Consider the following 17,314-nt stretch of genomic DNA (forward strand, 5'->3'; position numbering starts at 1 on the left):
GCCCCTTTGAGGAGGAAGAACTTGTGATTGTTTGGCAGGACCAGCATACAACGCTGTTTAAAAGTGCTTTATATGAAACGATTTCTGCCGTGGTGCTGACAGAAGATTGCATACTGGTCTCGGACCCTGGCTGGCTGCCCCATGAAGTAGAAGAAATCAGGAACTATGTAGAATCCATTCGAGAAAACCGGTCTCTCTATTTATTATTTACCCATTCTGACTATGACCATATTATCGGGTACAAGGCATTTCCGGATGCCAATGTCATTGCAAGTGAAGCATTTAACAATAAAAGCAGTGCTGAAAAAGAAAATATTGTAGAGCAAATTAAAGAATTTGATGATGGATATTACATAACAAGAAATTATGAGATTGAATTTCCCGACGTACACATACCAATAGCCACAGAGGGAACGGTTTTAACCACCGGGCAGACAAAATTGACATTCTTTCAGGCACCCGGTCATACGGATGACGGAATTTTCACTGTCATTGAGCCGTCAGGAGTGCTGCTTGCAGGAGATTATTTATCTGATATTGAGTTTCCTTTTATTTATGATGACAGCATACAATATGAAAAGACGATTGGAAAATTAGATGATATATTAGACCATTTCGATATAAGGCTGCTGGTAACAGGTCATGGAAATCCTACTAGTGATAGATTAGCAATGAGGAAAAGGCAGCAAGTTGCGCAGGATTATATTCAAAAAATGAGAAAGTTGATCATGGAGGATGATCAGAACGGACTTCAACAGTTAATAAAAGGCTGTAAATTTCCAAGAAATTTAGAAAAATGCCATCAACAGAATATAGGGCAATTGCAAAAGGAATTAAACCGTTTATACCAGTAAATAATTGGATAAAAAATGTTGACTTCCTGTTTAAGGATCATTTACTATAAGTTATGTAAGTGAGCACTTGCATTGTGAATCGAAGGTTGGATGAATATGAACGATACGTCGAAAAGAATTATTACCGCATTTGTTGAATTATTTCGTGATTATGGATATAAAGGGACAACAACCCGTGCTATTGCTGAAAGAGCCGGAGTGAATGAGGTCACGATCTTCCGCCATTTCGGCAATAAAAAGGGCGTTATGGATGCAGCTATGCAATCGATTTCGTACAGACCTTTTTTGGAGAAAATCATTAAAGAAGAAATGATTTGGGAGCTGGAACATGACTTATGGAGAATTGCCGAAGAATACCATAAGTATATGGATAACATACAGGATTTAGTTTTGATTAGTTTCAGGGAAGCAGGATTGTATCCTGAGCTTAATGAATTCGTCATTAAATTTCCCAAAGAAATCAAAGAAAACATGATTGCTTACTTTACTGAAATGAATCGCAGGGGAAAGCTGATAGAAACAGATATGGAGCTTCAGGCGATGAATTTTATCTGGCTGAATTTTGGCTACTTTATCTCTAAATCGCGCTTCGGAGACCGATTAATTTCCAACACGAGAGAGGCTTTTCTACAGAATAGTGTAAAACTTTTTGCTAGGGGTTTAACCCCCTAGTAAAATTTTTATCATATATGTAAGCATGTACTTGCCTTAAATAAAAAGGAGGATGATTATGAAAGCTGTAAAATCATTGTTGAAGTTCCAAGAAACCAAAATCGGGTTAGTAACAGCCTTTGCCTTTCTGTTGATTTTCTTTTGCATTTGGATGACCGCCTATAATGGAATAACCGATAGGGCAGACAATTTGAAAATCGGTTTTGTTAACGAAGATGGATCATTAGGGTTGAAAATAAAAGAAACACTGGTGCAAAAGGTGCCGTTTGATATGCAAACCTATTCATCCCTGCAGGATGCCAAACAAGAGATGAATGAGAGAAATCTGGATATGGTGATACTGATTCCAAAGGATTTTTCGCAAAGTATCCAAACAAATGAAGAGGCTAAAATTGAATATTTTATTAACCAGGCAAATGCTTCCATGGCAAAGCAGATAATGGATAATGCGGCTCAGAATATAACGAAAACAGTAAATGAAAACATCTATTCCTATAAGCAGCAGGTGATGCTGCAAAATGGATCAGGTCAATTGACTTCGCTGGTTCCTTCGCAGGAGCTCACGCAGGTTGTTTCGCAAAATATAACGCAAATCGTGCAGTCACTTAACGTCAATACTGTCCAATCTTCTGTGCAAAAAACAAACAACGCCGAAGGATTTGCGGTCACAATGGTGCCCATGATGATGATTCTTGCTTCATTCGTCGGTTCCATGATCATGAGTATGAACATTAATATTGCCGCCATGAAATTAAAAAATACACACGGTAGATGGTCTATTTTTTCTGCAAGACTTTTGCTCAATTTGGGAGCATCTCTTCTTTTATCATTGCTAACGATTCTCTTAATGCTGGTGTTTAATATTGAATGGAAAACATCTATGCTTCAAACGTGGATTTTTCAAACATTTGTCTTCTTTTCTTTTATCAGCCTGACGCAAATGTTTGTCATCGTCTTTGGTACAGGTGGTATGGTTTTTAACATCATTTTTCTCTCTATTCAATTAGTGACGTCAGGTGTAATGGTGCCGAAGGTGATGCTTCCGGAATTTTATCAAACCATCTCTGCTAGTTTACCAGCAACCTATGCAGCAAATGGATACTACACTGTTATATTTGGCGGCAAAGAGCTGTCGGGAGATATGAATCTTTTGCTTATCATTTCGGGAATCACTTTGCTGATAGCTGCAGTAAGGCTTATTTTTCAGAAAAAGGCTGCGCAAAAATCGAAAGTGGAAGCTGTAAACCCAGTTGGTTAATCAAGAAAATAAGGCAGTTTCTCTTTGAAGGCACCTCGTCTTGAAGGGGAAACTGCTTTTTGTTGATAATTACATAATAGAACATACTAAATAGGAATGACAGTTGGTAAAGAGGTGCTAAATATGAATTTTGTTGAATATTACAATCCGCAGGAGATCATAAAGATAACCGAGCATCGTCCGAATCCATTGCCTGATTTACCCTGGGTTTCAACACAGAGGTGGGAGGATGTGTTATTCCTGCATTGGCCGGTTTCCCCTGACTTGCTAACACCACATCTTCCCCAAAGTCTCCAGCTGGATTTGTATGATGGTACGGCATGGATTGGGATGGTCTTTTTTCAAGTGAAAGGGATGCGTCCGCGCTTATTGCCGGCAGTGCCATTTATCAGTTCCTATCTTCAATTAAATGTAAGAACATATGTGACATATAAGGGAAGGTCTGGTGTTTATTTTTTTCGTCTTACTGTAGATTCAATCCTGGCTTGTTTTTTGGCAAAAACATGGTATTCCCTTCCTTTTATGATGGCAGAAATAAAAATGGATAGTCAAGGTGACGATATCCATATGGTTAGTAAAAGGAAAATTGGGAAGTTCGAGGAAAGAATGTCCTGTTCATATACCCCTGAAGCTTCAGTATTTCATACACAAATGAACACATTAGATCATTGGCTCTTTGAGCGCTATTGCTCATGGAACATGAGGCAGGGAACTTTACTTCGAATAGATATCCATCATACAAAATGGAATTTGCAAAAAGCCGCAGCAGTAATCCGCTCCAATACGGTGACAGACTTTTTAACGGCAAAAATATCACAAAATAATCCGATTGTTCATTATTCATCCGCAAAACAGGCTCTTTTCTGGCCTCCTGTAAAAGAGAGACGTTTTTAAGTGTGCGAAAAATGTCAAAACTATATTGACCTAAGGATAAATGACTGATAAAATTTAATTATAATTATTGCGCGATAATTTAGAATAAACTAATCAGCTCAATTTATGTATGAAATATTATCTTAACCTATTATTTTTATGTTTTACATAACCAAATATAAAGTTGATTGTTATGGTCCAAACGCGTACAGGAGCTGTTTCTGGGGAGGAACGCTATGGTTTTCGGCGCCGAAGGATTCACAATCTCAGGTAAAAGGACTGTTTTTTCATATTAAGCTATTGATTGGCTTGTATGAATCGAAAATGCTTTTCTTGAATATTGAAGTATGGAATCCTTTCAATATTTCACAAAACTATTATTGAATCCGTTTAACTTTGATTCCGCAACAAGGTTCAACATATCCGTATCAATCTGGTTTAGGGGGGCATTTAAAATGGAGCAGAAGAAGGAATTAAAAAGAGACCTGAAAAATCGCCACGTCCAGCTCATTGCTATTGGCGGTACGATTGGAACAGGGTTGTTTTTGGGAGCAGGAAAAGCAATAGAATTAGCGGGACCTTCTATCATCCTGGCATATTTAATTGTAGGGATTGTCTTATTCTTTGTAATGAGGGCATTAGGAGAATTATTGTTGTCAAACGCCGGTTACCAATCATTTACAGAATTCTCCGTTGAGTATATCGGACCATGGGCTGGATATGTGACCGGTTGGACGTATTGGTTCTGCTGGATTATGACCGCCATGGCAGATATTATTGCGGTCGGTGTATATGTTCGTTACTGGTTTGATATCCCACAATGGATTCCAGCCTTAGCCATTTTAGTCATTTTGCTGTTTTTAAATTTATTAACAGTTAAGCTATTTGGTGAGTTAGAATTTTGGTTTGCCTCCATTAAAGTCATTACCATTGTAGCGCTAATTATTATCGGTTTAATCATGTTATTCATGGGCTTTCAAACAGATTCAGGTACTGTTTCGGTTAAAAATTTATGGGAGCACGGCGGAATATTTCCGCATGGAATAAATGGCTTCTTACTTTCATTCCAAATGGTGGTATTTGCCTTCGTTGGGGTTGAATTAGTGGGGGTTTCCGCTGCGGAAACAGCAGATCCGCACAAAAATATCCCTTCCGCGATAAACAAAATCCCAGTAAGAATCCTGCTATTCTATGTTGGGGCACTATTCGTCATCCTAACTATTAATCCTTGGGACAAGCTAAATGCATCTAGCAGCCCATTTGTTCAGGTATTTAGTTTAGTTGGTATTCCTGTCGCGGCAGGCATCATTAATTTTGTTGTCTTAACATCTGCAGCCTCTGCATGTAACAGTGGTTTATTTTCAACCAGCCGAATGCTGTATAATTTGAGCAATAATAAGCAAGGACCCGCTAGTCTGGCCAAACTTAACAAAAACCATGTACCAAGCAACGGATTACTTACGTCAGCAATTGTCCTATCAATCGGAGCTCTTTTAAGTAAGCTGATTCCGGAGACTGCCTTTGGTATTGTAACCACGATTAGTGCGATTTGTTTTATTTGGGTATGGAGTATTATCTTAATTTCCCATATCCGTTATAAGAAGACAAGACCGGAGTTACACAAGAATTCAATTTTTAAAGCTCCGCTTACACCATTTATTAATTATGTTGTATTAGTATTTTTTGCCGGCTTTTTAATCATTATGCTTGTATCAGAAGCGACACGGACAGCTTTATTATTAACGCCGATATGGTTTATCATGTTATTTATCATTTATGGAGTAAGAAAGAAGAAAGCAGGGCAATAATTCAAATAACGAGGCAAGCTCCAAGACGAAAAGAACGCTCAGCAGCGTATGAAAACCTCCCGCTTCCAGAAAGAAGGAAGCGGGAGGTTTTAGTATTTTTTAAGTCATCGCATAAATCACATATGGATGTGCAGCATAACCAGGAAAATTTGTTATAACAATAACATGGAGAATCTTTAAAAATGTGTTCCCCAAACCATTGTTCAGGTTATTGCCAAAAGGCAATCAATAAAATAATAATCAGCGGTACAATCACAATGACATAGCCCAATGGATTGGCAAAATTAAGCGTCCAGCCGACGCCAAATCGTTTCTCAACAAAGATAGATGGATCATTTCTATTAAAATATATGAGCCCGCCCTTCCAATAAGAATCTTCATCGAGGTCGGTAATTTTACTATCGGCCTTACCAAAATTTTGTTTATCGGTACGACCGACCTTTACCGCAAAGACGATCGTTCCTGCTAAAACGATAACGAGAAATGCAAGTGGTGCACTAAGCATGATAGAACCTGAGAAAATCGCCGGATGGATCGTTGTGAGTTGGAAAAAGCTCATCATCATTGTCAGTAAAATACAAATGATAAACAGAAACCAACTTGAATATTTTCTTAATGTCAGCTGCCGAATTCGTGAAGCATCTGTAGCGGTTGCGCTTAGTTTAATGCCGGAGTTTTTGGTCCCGATATGAATCCCTAGGAACATGAGCTGCAGGAATAATAACATGAACATCAACGATACCGCAGAAAATAGTGTTTTCCCAGTAAAGGCATCAGCTTTTCCATTTACGCCCCAATGAGTAGGAATTTGTTCAGGAAGAATTTCAAATTTTAGCGCGGTATATCCAATCATACCAATCGTAAGGAGGATGGGCAGTAGATAGATATACCATGGAAGCATTTCATCCTGAGAGCGAATGGATAAATCCGTAACTCTCACTTGTTTTAAATCATCTATCCACTTTTGCGCTTTCTTTAATTGAACCGTTTTCCCATGAAAATAAAAGTAGAATGACATGCTGATAAGAATAATACTAAATTCAATGAAGACCCCAGCTAAAACGATCTTTTCCTCTCCGGGATGGCTGGAAAGGACCCAAGCCGAGAAAAATCCCAATAGGAGAAGGGAAATAATGGAAACCAATACGGCATACCTTTTTTTATAGGCTCTCAATGGCAGAGCCTGGATATAAGGTTCGGGTATCGTTACACCAAACACAACTGACCGTTTGACTAAAAAGGGAACCGCAGTCTGCATCGCTGCTAAAATAACACTTATGATAAGAAAGATAGCGAATGACATCGAAATGTACCTCCTTTTTGCAATCATTTTTTTGTCCGCATATGGCGGTGGTTCACTATTGATTTTGCGAAAAGTCTTGCAGGATGGAAGTTACAAGCTTAATAACTTGCTCCTTATTCATTCCTAGAACAAGGGCTTCAGCAATAAGCGGCCGGAAATCATTGATTAACCGTTGCTTTGAGGATGAGGTAAGTTCATTAGCAGTAGAAACGACTGCACCTGATTTAGGAATAATTTCAATAATCCCTTTCTTTTCCAACTCATGATAGCTTTTATTCACTGTATGCATATTTACACCAAGGTCGGAGGCGAATGACCTGACGGATGGAAGTGAATCACCGGGATGTAAATCGCCTCGGGCAATTCCTTCAATAATTTGATTGGTCAATTGTGTATAGATAGGAATGTCTGATTCCGCGTCAATTTGGATAATCACCTTATTCCCTCCCTTCTGTTCTATATCTATTATAACAACGCTGTTCTATGAAGTCTAGAACAAATTAATAAATTGTTCTATAAATTATATAACAATTTATCCTGTGTTCAAATATTGAGAAGCTTAATTAAAGATGAATAAAGATACAGGCAGTGATAAAAGTACACTTGTAGGTGCTTTTATAACTGCCTATTTATTTTGGCTTATTTAGAATTCTAAAAAAGTTTAAGTGATTTGTAAGAGCAACCTATTATGATTATAAATAAGGTGTAAATAGTGCTAAAAATAGTTTAACAGTTATCGCTTTTCTTAAACACGCCTTATTGTTCGTTATATGGAATGAAAAATTCCCTATAGTGGATTATCGATAATAGAGGAGGGAAAGAATTGAATACATCCCGAAGGAAATTCATGAAGATTTTTAGTTGTTGTCCTTTTTTTGTCGCACTTATTCTTTTGCTCTCATCGCAGCAAGCAGCCTATGCAGAAAAAACAGATGTGCCAAAGGTTTTAGTGATCTATACAACCATTGAGGGTGAAATCGATGATAATCTAAGGAATTTGGATATGTTAATCGGTCACTTTACAAAAGATATCACCTTTATTAGCAGTGACACTGTGGAGAAGGAAGATTTAAAAGATGTGACGCATTTATTTTACTTTGGTGAAATTGACGTCCAACTGCCAGCCGCAAAGTTTTTAAATCTATTCGATGATTATTCGGGTCAGTTTGTTGCGATTGGTTATAATTCAGAGCAGCTTAGCAGCAAATTTTCTTTCGTCAATCAATCTTATGAAGCAGAAATTAATCTGCTATATCCAGTAGATAAAAAGCAAAAAATGGTGGATTTAAAGAGTCAAAATATCCTGGGAATTGAACCAAGTGAAGGGACGAAAGTGCTGCTGGAAGGGAAACAGGTTGAACTTAACCGCTTCTATCCGATCATGGTTCAAAACGAAAACCAATATTACTATGCATTTGATGGACTCTATTTAGAAAATTCCATCCCTTTTGGCAATATTCTTTATCAGGTTTTTAAGGCCACTCCAAGCGGCAGCCATCCGGGTTATATCCGTTTAGAGGATGTGCATCCATTAGTTGATCCAAAACCTCTCAAAGAAATTGCTCAAATTCTTAAGGAAAAGAACATTCCTTATATGGTGGCTGTCATACCAACCTATACCAATCCCGATACAGGGAAAGAATCTAGGTTTTCAGATTCTCCGGAACTATTGAAAGTATTGAAACAAATTCAGAAGGATGGCGGCAGTATTGTACTCCATGGCTATACGCATCAATTTAGAAGCAGTGAAACAGGGGAGGGTTTTGAATTTTGGGATGTTGAAAATAATACTCCCATATATTCTTCTGCGGATAAAAAATTTCAGATGAGAAAGGAAAATGATTTTGCTTCAAAAGAAGATTATTTTTCTTACATTAATGAATTACAAAAATTTGAAACGAAATATATAGAAACAAAAGTTACAAAAGGGATAGAGGAATTAAGTCAATATGGTCTTTATCCAATTGCTTACGAGGCACCGCATTATACGATGTCGCAAAATGGTTATAAAATCGTTTCCAAACACTTTTCAACTTATGTCGGGCAGGTACAGCTAAGCGACACGGATTGGCAAGTTATGAATACAACACCTAATATCACTTCGCCATCTTTCCTTCATGGGATGCGGCTTTTGCCAGAAACAATGGGTTTCTATGAACCAAACAAGCCCTTGACAATACTAGAAATGGTCAATAAAGCTGCTTTGATAGGCACTGCAGAAGAAGGAATGTATGCCGCTTTCTATCATCCTTATTTGGGAGTAGATGGTTTTAAAAAGGTCATAGCTGAAATGGAAAAAATGCCTGACATTTCCTGGATTGATTTAAAACAGATGGATAATCGGGTGATTACGGAGAATATTGGAATCTATACTGAAAATGGGGAAATCATTTTTAAGAGAAACCAAGGAAGTTCAATATTGCCGTCAATGAATGTAGCAGGAATGTATGTAAAGGGAATAATAGATAAGCTGGTATGGGGAATGGCGATTGTCGGTGCTGCAGCGGTCATGATGTTTATTATTTTCACAGTTTATTTGAATGGAAGAAAAAAACAAATAGAGGGATGATGTTGTTGGCAAATCTATTATTATACGTATCTCTTTTTCTTATTTGGGGGATGTTGTTTTATCATGCGTTTCTCATGATTGGCGGTTATTTGCATTCATTGAAATTTGAAAAATTCAAACGTAAATTAACGGTACCTTCCCATGGATATCCGACGGTCAGTGTCCTGATACCGGCACATAATGAAGAGGTCGTTATTGAGGATACGATTAAGTCCATGATCAAGCTGAATTATCCGAAGGAAAGGCTGGAAGTGATCGTGATTAATGATAATTCCAGTGATCAGACAGGTTCGATTATCGACAAATATGCGGAACAGTATCCATTTATTAAGGCGGTTCATACGAAACCGCCGCATGCGGGGAAAGGAAAATCGGGAGCATTAAATCAGGGGTTAGCGAATTCTAGCGGAGAATTAATCATTGTCTATGATGCAGATAATACACCGGAGCCGGATGCCGTTCGTAATTTAGCATTAGGATTAGCGAATGATGATAAGGCTGGGGCACTTGTAGGAAAATTCCGTGTCGTGAATGCGCAGAAAAATTTATTAACCAGGCTGATTAATATTGAAACACTTACATTTCAATGGTTGGCACAGGCGGGACGCTGGTTTTGGTTCAAAATGACAACCATTCCAGGGACGAATTTTGCCATTCGAAGATCGATCTTAGACAGACTTGGCGGCTGGGATGAAAAGGCTCTTTCTGAGGATACCGAGTTAAGTATCCGGGTATATAACCTTGGCTATTATATCCGCTTTTTCCCTGCTGCAATCACTTGGGAGCAGGAGCCGGAGACGATCGGTGTTTGGTGGCGCCAAAGGACAAGGTGGGCAAGGGGAAATCAATATGTGATTATGAAATACTTTCTTACCTTTTATAAATTAAAAAATAAAAAAGTCTTTCTTGACCTCTTTTATTTCTTATTTACTTATTTCTTGTTCTTTGGCGGTATTATCCTGTCACATGGTATTTTTATCGTCAATTTAATCGTAGATTTAGAATTGACCATCGGATTGGTGTCTTATGCGCTGTTATTGATAGGGTTTCTCCTCTTCGTCACAGAAGTGTGTCTGGCATTAAGTATGGAAAGTAACCAATTAACCTGGAAAAACTTTTTCATCGTATTATTGATGTATTTTACTTATTCACAGTTGTGGGTCTTTCTCGTCGTACGCTCATCTTATTTAGAAGCAAAGAGAATCCTGCTCGGTCAGGAAGTGAAATGGTATAAGACACAAAGATTTAAACAAGATACGGATCATAAATCAGCTGTATAAAAAACTTATGTAGAGGTGGAGTGTTCATGAAAGTAATGACCATTTTTGGAACAAGACCAGAAGGAATTAAAATGGCACCCGTGGTAAAAATGTTAAAAATGGATCCGGAGATCGATTGTATTGTTGTCAATACAGCCCAGCATCGGGAAATGCTCGATCAAGTCCTAGAATTGTTTGATATTATTCCAGATTATGATTTAAATATGATGCGGGCAGGACAATCAGTCGAACAACTGACGGGTTCCATGCTTACCAAGCTTTCAGCCATAATTGAACAGGAGAAGCCTGATATCGTACTGGTTCACGGAGATACGTCGACAACCCTTATGGGTGCATTTGCTGCTTTTTTGCAAAAAGTGCCGCTTGGACACGTTGAAGCGGGCTTACGAACCTATCAAAAATATTCTCCTTTTCCGGAGGAAATGAACCGGCAGATGGTCAGCCGCCTGGCAGACTATCATTTCGCACCGACGGAAAGAAATAAAAGCGACTTATTAATGGAAAATATTGCTGAAAAATCGATTTATGTAGTTGGAAATACTGTCATTGATGCCCTATTAGATGTATCGATAAAACCGTATGAATTTAAGGGAGAATTAAAAGATATTTTTTCGAACGGACTTCATACTATTTTATTAACGACACATAGGCGTGAAAACTTTGCTGACCTTGAAAACATTTATGAGGCGATTAATCAATTGATTCATGAGTATAAAAATATTCAAGTGGTTTTTCCCATTCATAGAAATCCTGAGATCCGGAAAAAAGTCTATCAATCTTTTTCTCACAGTGAACGTGTCCATTTAATCGAACCTTTAGATTATGAAAGCTTTGTCCATGTGATGAAGCATTCTTTCCTTGTTATTACGGATTCAGGCGGCATACAAGAGGAGGCGCCTTCCTTAGGAAAGCCAGTCCTTGTGGCTCGAGAGACAACCGAACGTCCTGAGGGTGTAGAAGCCGGGACCCTAAGATTGGTCGGGACATCGGCACAAAAAATTTACGAGGAATGCAGCAAGCTCATTCTTGATCATAGTGAATATTATAAAATGGGGGAAATCAAGAATCCATTTGGTGATGGAAATACCTCCAGTCGGATTGTAGAAATCATTAAAGCGGAACTCAAGCAGCAATGCGAGACAAAGAAGTCACTTGTAGAAGTGGAAAAATAGTTAGCTGGTGAAGATGTGAAAAAAAGCAGGTGGACATTGGTGATGATGATTATGCTAGTCGGTATTGCGCTTCTGTTCTTTTTGCTGAATAAGGAAGGGCAGTCATCAATACCAGCAGCTACAGAAGAATTTATTGATGAATGGTTAAGAAACGAAAATGGAACACTGGCAACTTATATGGAGCCAACAGAAACCGAAGATGAAGATTTGGTACAAGGGAGAGAGGCATTGTCAGAATCCATCGGGTTATGGATGGACTATGCCCTTCTCAAGGAAGATAAAAGATTATTTGCAGAGGCCTTTCAGTTGTTAGAGGGATATTTTCTTGAGGATGATGGATTTGTCCATTGGAAATTGACAGAGACAGGAGAAAGTGAGGTTTCAACAAATGCCCTTGTAGATGATCTCCGCCTGATTCATGCTTTATTTCTCGCTAGTGAAAAATGGAAAGTGAATAAATATGAAAAGGCAGCAGTCCGAATTAGCCAATATATCACACAGTACAATCGTTACCAATATATATTAACTGATTTTTATGATAAGGAACATCATTATGCAAGTCATCGTCTTATGTTGTCATACATTGAACCGGATGCCCTAAAAGCACTAAAGGAGAGGGGATTAATCGGGACAGAAATGTATGAGAATATGCTGGGCATACTAGAAAATTCACCACAAGAAGGTCCGTTTTTCCCAAAATTCTTTGATATCAAAAAGGAAGAATATTCATATGATCGCAGCATTAATATGATAGACCAGTCACTTGCCGCTTATTATATTGAAAAAAGCGGTTATTCTACAGACCAGTTTCTTGCCTTTATTAAGCAGGAATTAACATTGCACGGGAAAGTCGTTGGTCAATACGATAAAGTAACAAAAAGTCCAATAGTAGAATACGAGTCGCCAGCTCTATATGGCTGGCTTATCCTATATAGCATCGAAGCGGGTGAAAAAGAACTGGCACTACAACTTTATCAAGAGATGGTAAAATTTCGTACTCCGTACTTGAAATATAAGGGGGGGTATTCAGTCTATCATAATAATACACATATATTTGATAATTTAGTCCCTTTATTAGCAGAAAGAACTCTGTGTAATTTGAAGTTGGTAAAAGTGGTTAATCCATAATACATTGTCGTTAGAGGATATTCCTGACTGGTATGTAAGCAATCCAAAAGCCAATAAAGTTTGGCTTTTGGACGATATGTTTAATTAAAAGAGAGAATGATAAATTCTCGTCAGGGATATATCCGGTTCAATTCCCAAATCTTCTGTCAGCCGCTCTTTGTATCTTTCAAAAAGTATTATCGCCTCAGAGCGGTTGCCTTGGTGAATAAGTATCTCCATACATTGTTTCATCATTTCATCGTCATATGGGTTCATTTTTAATTGCAACTGAAGAAAATGGAGAGTTTTGTTGTCATCAATATTTTGGTGGAATGCTATTGCTCTATTTAAAAGAGCGGATACTTTTTCGTGATATTTCTGTGATGATTCATACGCCCATTCGTATCCATTTAATTCCATATAGGCTCCCGTATATAGCCCAATGGCATTTTCTATCTCTAATATGTTTGTTTCATCCAAGGTATCTATATGCTGAAATATTCTTTCAACTTCAAACGCATCACAATCAATATTCTCCAACGTCATAGAATAGCATTGGTTAGAAAAGGTAATACAATTGGAATACCCTAGTCCATTAAGTATTTTTCGCAGATGGGACAGGCATGTGTGAAGATTTATTTTCGACTTTTTGTAGTCTTGGTCAGGCCATAAACTTTCTATTAGAACGTCGCGATTAATATATTCATGCATATGGGTGAGCAGGAATCCAAATAATTCCTTCACCTTAGCTGTTTTAAAATGAATAGGCTGCTCATTTTGAAAAGCCTGTAATTCATGAAAACATCTAATCTTGAGTGTGTTATCGGGAGATTCTTGAGTTGGAGGATCTTTTATTTCTCCGATTTTCTCCTTCAGTCTATTAATCGTTTTCTGAAGTCGTCTTTTTGTAACAGGCTTTAATAAGTAATCAATTGAATTGATTTCAAATGCTTTTACTGCATATTCTGAATGGGCGGTTACAAAAACAATATGGATAGATGATTGAATCGATAGGATCGCCTCGGCAAAGTCTAATCCGTTCAATTCCCCCATTTCAATGTCTAGAAAAGCAACATCAACTTTTTCTCTTTTCAAATCTGAAAGGATCTTTTCCTGCTTTGTATACGTATGAACAATACAAATATCAGGAAACTCTTTTAATTTATTTTCTAATGAAAGGAGAGAAAACTCCTCATCATCAACTATTATCGTTCGAATCATTAAATATTCCTTCTTTATACCATATAATATATATTAATAGTGTAAAATAATGTAAAAAATAGGTTAATATGATCATTGTACTACAATATTATAATGATTTAAAATATTGTGACATCCAATCTATTAAGGAGAATTTATGAAACGTAAAATAGCTGTAACTATTTCAGTATTCCTGTTTTGTATCACTCTTTTTTCTTTTGTAAAAGGTTCACCATTCTATTGGAAAAACGAGTCACATGTGGTAAAGGGTGTTTTAAATTTAGAAAATTGGAATGGAGAACAGCAAAAGGTTATTTCGTTAAATGGGGAATGGGAATTTTATCCTAATGAATTGCTGGCTCCCGATACTTTTCAAGATGAGAAACAGCAGAAGCAATTTATACAAGTCCCTAATAATTGGGACAAGTATTTTTCAGGCAAAAACATAGAAACAGGTACATACCGCATAAAGGTTCAATTACCGGAGGATGGAATGTACGGATTGAAGGTAAATTCCATTCGGCATGCAAGCAAAGTATTTATTAATGGGAATGTGGCTGGTGGCATAGGGATTCCCTCCTCCGATATAAGGAAATATGAATACCGTGAAGGGAAATATTTAGCATTAGGCAATAGTGAAAATAGGAACATCGAAATTGTGATTCATTGTGCTAATGTGAATCTGCCAAATGGAGGGATCGTAAAACCCATTCTTTTTGGAAAGACTGATGACATTATTAAGGTTTCAAATCAAAGCATATTATTTGATGGTTTCATAGTTGGCGGTTATTTTTTATTAGCGATCGTCTATTTTCTTCACTATATTCTAGGGAGAAAACAATTGAATGAATTATACTTTGCCCTATTCAGTTTATTTCAAAGTGTATATGTTTCAACTCAGAACGAGAAAATTATATATCTGTTTTTTCCGGAAATACCCAATCCGTTATTGTTAAGCATTCAGTTATCCTTCATCCATTTATCCGCTTTATTCTTTTTATTATTTGTACATGATTTATTTCGTGAGGCTGAAAATCAAATCATTACGAAGTGCCTTGTAATGTTGATAAGTGTACAAGCGATATTATTTGGGATACCTAACTTAGTTCATTCCATTACTTATCCGATGATTCCAATCCAATATATCCAAATTTATCTTGTCTTTATATCGGGGATCACATATGTTTATCTATTTATCATTTTAATCAGGGCATTTTTTAAGTACAAAGAAGGAGCCGGATTAATATTAATTGCTGTTACCGCTTTTACTTGTTATGGACTTTCCCTGGGACTTGAACTGCTTCTAGAAATTGATGTCAGCCAAATTCCTCTATTATTATATCTCTTGATGAGTGTGTGCCTTTCTTTTTTCATTGCCTTCCGGCGTCAATTAGCCTATGAAAGAATAGATTATCTGGCACAGGAACTATTGGTACAGGGGCAGTTAAAGAATCAATTCATTATAAATATCGCTCAAGAGTTGAAAGGACCGATGGATAGCATTCTTGATTCCTCCAAAAGGCTTATGGAAGGAAGAGAGGGACCTTTAAAAAGGAAGCAGCAGGAATTAGTGATATTTATTCATGAATTAGGTAAAAAACTAGATTGTTTAGCCTATGATCTAAGAAATGTGAGTTCAAACCGTACAAAATTGAAGTTAAACTTACAGCCAGTGGATGTGAAAATCCTGTATAACATGGTGGATGAATTATCATTTTTAATTAAAAACCCTGATGACTTATTTATTGAAAACAACATCCCGCTAGATCTTCCGAATGTGCTTGCTGAGGAAAATAGTTTGAAACAAATTGTCTACAATCTTATCCACAATGCAATAAAGTTCACGAGGTCTGGAAAAATTACTGTATCAGCAGATGTAAAGGGGAACATGATGCATATTTCTGTAGAAGATACTGGGATTGGGGTTGAAGAGAAATATTTAGAGCAGATATTTGAAACCTTTTATCAAGTTCCCTATGCAAATAATGAACGTTTGGGAGGATTGGGAATTGGATTAAGCATTACAAAGCATTTGGTGGAATTGATGGGCGGGGAGATTTCGGTTACTTCAAAACCGAAGAAAGGCACTTGTTTTACGATTACTTTACCGCTCCAAACAGGAGAGCTTCAAGGTTCCGCGAAGGAGACATACAGTCATCCTGCGGCTGCGATTGAAATGTCGGAGGAATTGATGCCAGAAAGAGTTTTATCTCAGGGTCAGAGGGATCCCCAAATATTATTGGTCGGCGAAGATGACCAGCAATTAGTAAGTATGAGTACGTTTTTATCGGGACAGGGGTATTATATTATGACATGTACGAATAGTGAGGATGCTTTGAATCTATTAAAGAAAAAAGAAATAGATCTCACGATTATTGATCTAATGATGTCTCATAACTCTGGATATGAATTAATAAAAAATATTAGGGCAGAACACCATTTAGTTGAACTTCCTATTCTTATTTTGACAGCATCCGGTCAGTTTAGTAATCGATTTCACTTTTTCCAAATAGGTGCAAATGATGTCATGCAAAAACCGATTATTCATGGAGAGTTTATCTCCCGGATACAGTCGCTGCTTGCCATGAAAGATGCCGTACAGCAATCCGTTCACAATGAACTCAATTACTATTATGCACAAATCACGCCCCATTTTCTTTTTAATACTTTAAATACGATCATTGGATTAAGCTATAAGGATACCGAAAAGACAAGAGAAGCTCTTGAGCACTTAGCGGTTTATTTTCGCGCAAAATTAGATTTTCAGAAACATCATAGTGTTGTGTGGCTCGATGAAGAGATTGAATTAGTCCAGTCTTATCTGGAAATAGAGAAGCTCCGCTTTGGAGAACGATTAATCATTGAATATGATATTGATGAGAATATTAATGTGTTAATACCGGCAATGACCATTCAGCCTTTAGTAGAAAATGCTGTTTTACATGGATTATCCAGTATGAAAGAGAGCGGGATTTTGAAATTATCCATTGGGGAAGAGGATCGCTTTATTAAAATAACAATTGAAGACAATGGAGCAGGAATTCCAGAAAACAAACAAAGCCAACTTCTTCACGGACAAAATCAGAGAATTGGATTTAAGAATCCTGTGGAAAAATTAAAATTAATTAAACATTCTTCTTTTCACTTATGGAGTGAAGTTGGCAAAGGTACAAAAATTACGATTCTACTACCTAGAGAATAATATTCTTTATTAAAAA

At 37.2% G+C, this 17,314-nt stretch carries 13 protein-coding genes; 10 read left to right on the forward strand and 3 right to left on the reverse strand.

What is annotated here, in order from left to right; all coding sequences use genetic code 11:
• Positions 1-23 precede the first annotated feature (23 nt).
• The 5 genes from HNR53_RS02745 (at position 24) to HNR53_RS02765 (ending at position 5,465) form a co-directional block, all read left to right on the forward strand.
• Positions 24-854, forward strand: a complete 831-nt coding sequence (locus HNR53_RS02745) for an MBL fold metallo-hydrolase (protein WP_184522499.1) — start codon at positions 24-26, stop codon at positions 852-854.
• A gap of 96 nt (positions 855-950) precedes the next feature.
• Entirely contained in the window at positions 951-1,526 is a 576-nt protein-coding gene (locus HNR53_RS02750; protein WP_246439191.1) for a TetR/AcrR family transcriptional regulator, read from the forward strand.
• Between the two features lie 58 nt (positions 1,527-1,584).
• A complete protein-coding gene (locus HNR53_RS02755; protein WP_184522504.1) occupies positions 1,585-2,784 on the forward strand; it encodes a YhgE/Pip domain-containing protein in 1,200 nt (399 codons plus the stop codon).
• A 123-nt stretch (positions 2,785-2,907) separates the two neighbouring features.
• A complete protein-coding gene (locus HNR53_RS02760; protein WP_184522506.1) occupies positions 2,908-3,678 on the forward strand; it encodes a YqjF family protein in 771 nt (256 codons plus the stop codon).
• Positions 3,679-4,112: 434 nt separating this feature from the next.
• A complete protein-coding gene (locus HNR53_RS02765; protein WP_184522509.1) occupies positions 4,113-5,465 on the forward strand; it encodes an amino acid permease in 1,353 nt (450 codons plus the stop codon).
• Between the two features lie 208 nt (positions 5,466-5,673).
• Here the strand turns inward: HNR53_RS02765 and HNR53_RS02770 are convergent, their stop codons facing one another.
• Positions 5,674-6,768 (reverse strand): DUF1648 domain-containing protein, encoded by a 1,095-nt coding sequence (locus HNR53_RS02770; protein WP_184522511.1) that lies wholly within the window; start codon positions 6,766-6,768, stop codon positions 5,674-5,676.
• 55 nt (positions 6,769-6,823) lie between these two features.
• Complete coding sequence (locus tag HNR53_RS02775; RefSeq protein WP_184522512.1) at positions 6,824-7,204, reverse strand: GntR family transcriptional regulator; 381 nt, start codon at positions 7,202-7,204, stop codon at positions 6,824-6,826.
• A gap of 387 nt (positions 7,205-7,591) precedes the next feature.
• Between HNR53_RS02775 and HNR53_RS02780 the strand changes: the two genes are divergently transcribed.
• From HNR53_RS02780 to HNR53_RS02795, 4 genes are read left to right on the forward strand one after another with little or no spacing between them, the layout of a single operon-like run.
• A complete protein-coding gene (locus tag HNR53_RS02780; protein ID WP_184522514.1) occupies positions 7,592-9,337 on the forward strand; it encodes a polysaccharide deacetylase family protein in 1,746 nt (581 codons plus the stop codon).
• 5 nt (positions 9,338-9,342) lie between these two features.
• Positions 9,343-10,617, forward strand: coding sequence for a glycosyltransferase family 2 protein (locus HNR53_RS02785; protein ID WP_184522516.1), 1,275 nt, complete (start codon positions 9,343-9,345; stop codon positions 10,615-10,617).
• Between the two features lie 26 nt (positions 10,618-10,643).
• On the forward strand, positions 10,644-11,789 hold the full coding sequence (gene wecB / locus HNR53_RS02790; protein ID WP_184522518.1) for a non-hydrolyzing UDP-N-acetylglucosamine 2-epimerase: 1,146 nt from the start codon (positions 10,644-10,646) through the stop codon (positions 11,787-11,789).
• 42 nt (positions 11,790-11,831) lie between these two features.
• A complete protein-coding gene (locus HNR53_RS02795; RefSeq protein ID WP_184522520.1) occupies positions 11,832-12,917 on the forward strand; it encodes a glycosyl hydrolase in 1,086 nt (361 codons plus the stop codon).
• 84 nt (positions 12,918-13,001) lie between these two features.
• Here HNR53_RS02795 and HNR53_RS02800 read toward each other — a convergent pair whose 3' ends face one another.
• Positions 13,002-14,117 carry a response regulator gene (locus HNR53_RS02800; protein ID WP_184522522.1) on the reverse strand — a complete coding sequence of 372 codons (1,116 nt, stop codon included), beginning with the start codon at positions 14,115-14,117 and terminating at the stop codon, positions 13,002-13,004.
• A 136-nt stretch (positions 14,118-14,253) separates the two neighbouring features.
• Between HNR53_RS02800 and HNR53_RS02805 the strand changes: the two genes are divergently transcribed.
• Positions 14,254-17,298 carry a hybrid sensor histidine kinase/response regulator gene (locus HNR53_RS02805; protein WP_184522524.1) on the forward strand — a complete coding sequence of 1,015 codons (3,045 nt, stop codon included), beginning with the start codon at positions 14,254-14,256 and terminating at the stop codon, positions 17,296-17,298.
• Positions 17,299-17,314 lie beyond the last annotated feature (16 nt).

It is taken from the genome of Bacillus benzoevorans (genome assembly GCF_014207535.1).
Classification (GTDB): Bacteria; Bacillota; Bacilli; order Bacillales; family Cytobacillaceae; genus Bacillus_BD; species Bacillus_BD benzoevorans.

Excerpts from the sequence above, each read along its gene's own strand:
- wecB (WP_184522518.1), top strand. The coding sequence starts at position 10,644 with ATGAAAGTAATGACCATTTTTGGAACAAGACCAGAAGGAATTAAAATG.
- HNR53_RS02760 (WP_184522506.1), top strand. The coding sequence starts at position 2,908 with ATGAATTTTGTTGAATATTACAATCCGCAGGAGATCATAAAGATAACC.
- HNR53_RS02805 (WP_184522524.1), top strand. The coding sequence starts at position 14,254 with ATGAAACGTAAAATAGCTGTAACTATTTCAGTATTCCTGTTTTGTATC.
- HNR53_RS02795 (WP_184522520.1), top strand. The coding sequence starts at position 11,832 with ATGATGATTATGCTAGTCGGTATTGCGCTTCTGTTCTTTTTGCTGAAT.
- HNR53_RS02770 (WP_184522511.1), bottom strand. The coding sequence starts at position 6,768 with ATGTCATTCGCTATCTTTCTTATCATAAGTGTTATTTTAGCAGCGATG.
- HNR53_RS02765 (WP_184522509.1), top strand. The coding sequence starts at position 4,113 with ATGGAGCAGAAGAAGGAATTAAAAAGAGACCTGAAAAATCGCCACGTC.
- HNR53_RS02755 (WP_184522504.1), top strand. The coding sequence starts at position 1,585 with ATGAAAGCTGTAAAATCATTGTTGAAGTTCCAAGAAACCAAAATCGGG.
- HNR53_RS02750 (WP_246439191.1), top strand. The coding sequence starts at position 951 with ATGAACGATACGTCGAAAAGAATTATTACCGCATTTGTTGAATTATTT.
- HNR53_RS02800 (WP_184522522.1), bottom strand. The coding sequence starts at position 14,117 with ATGATTCGAACGATAATAGTTGATGATGAGGAGTTTTCTCTCCTTTCA.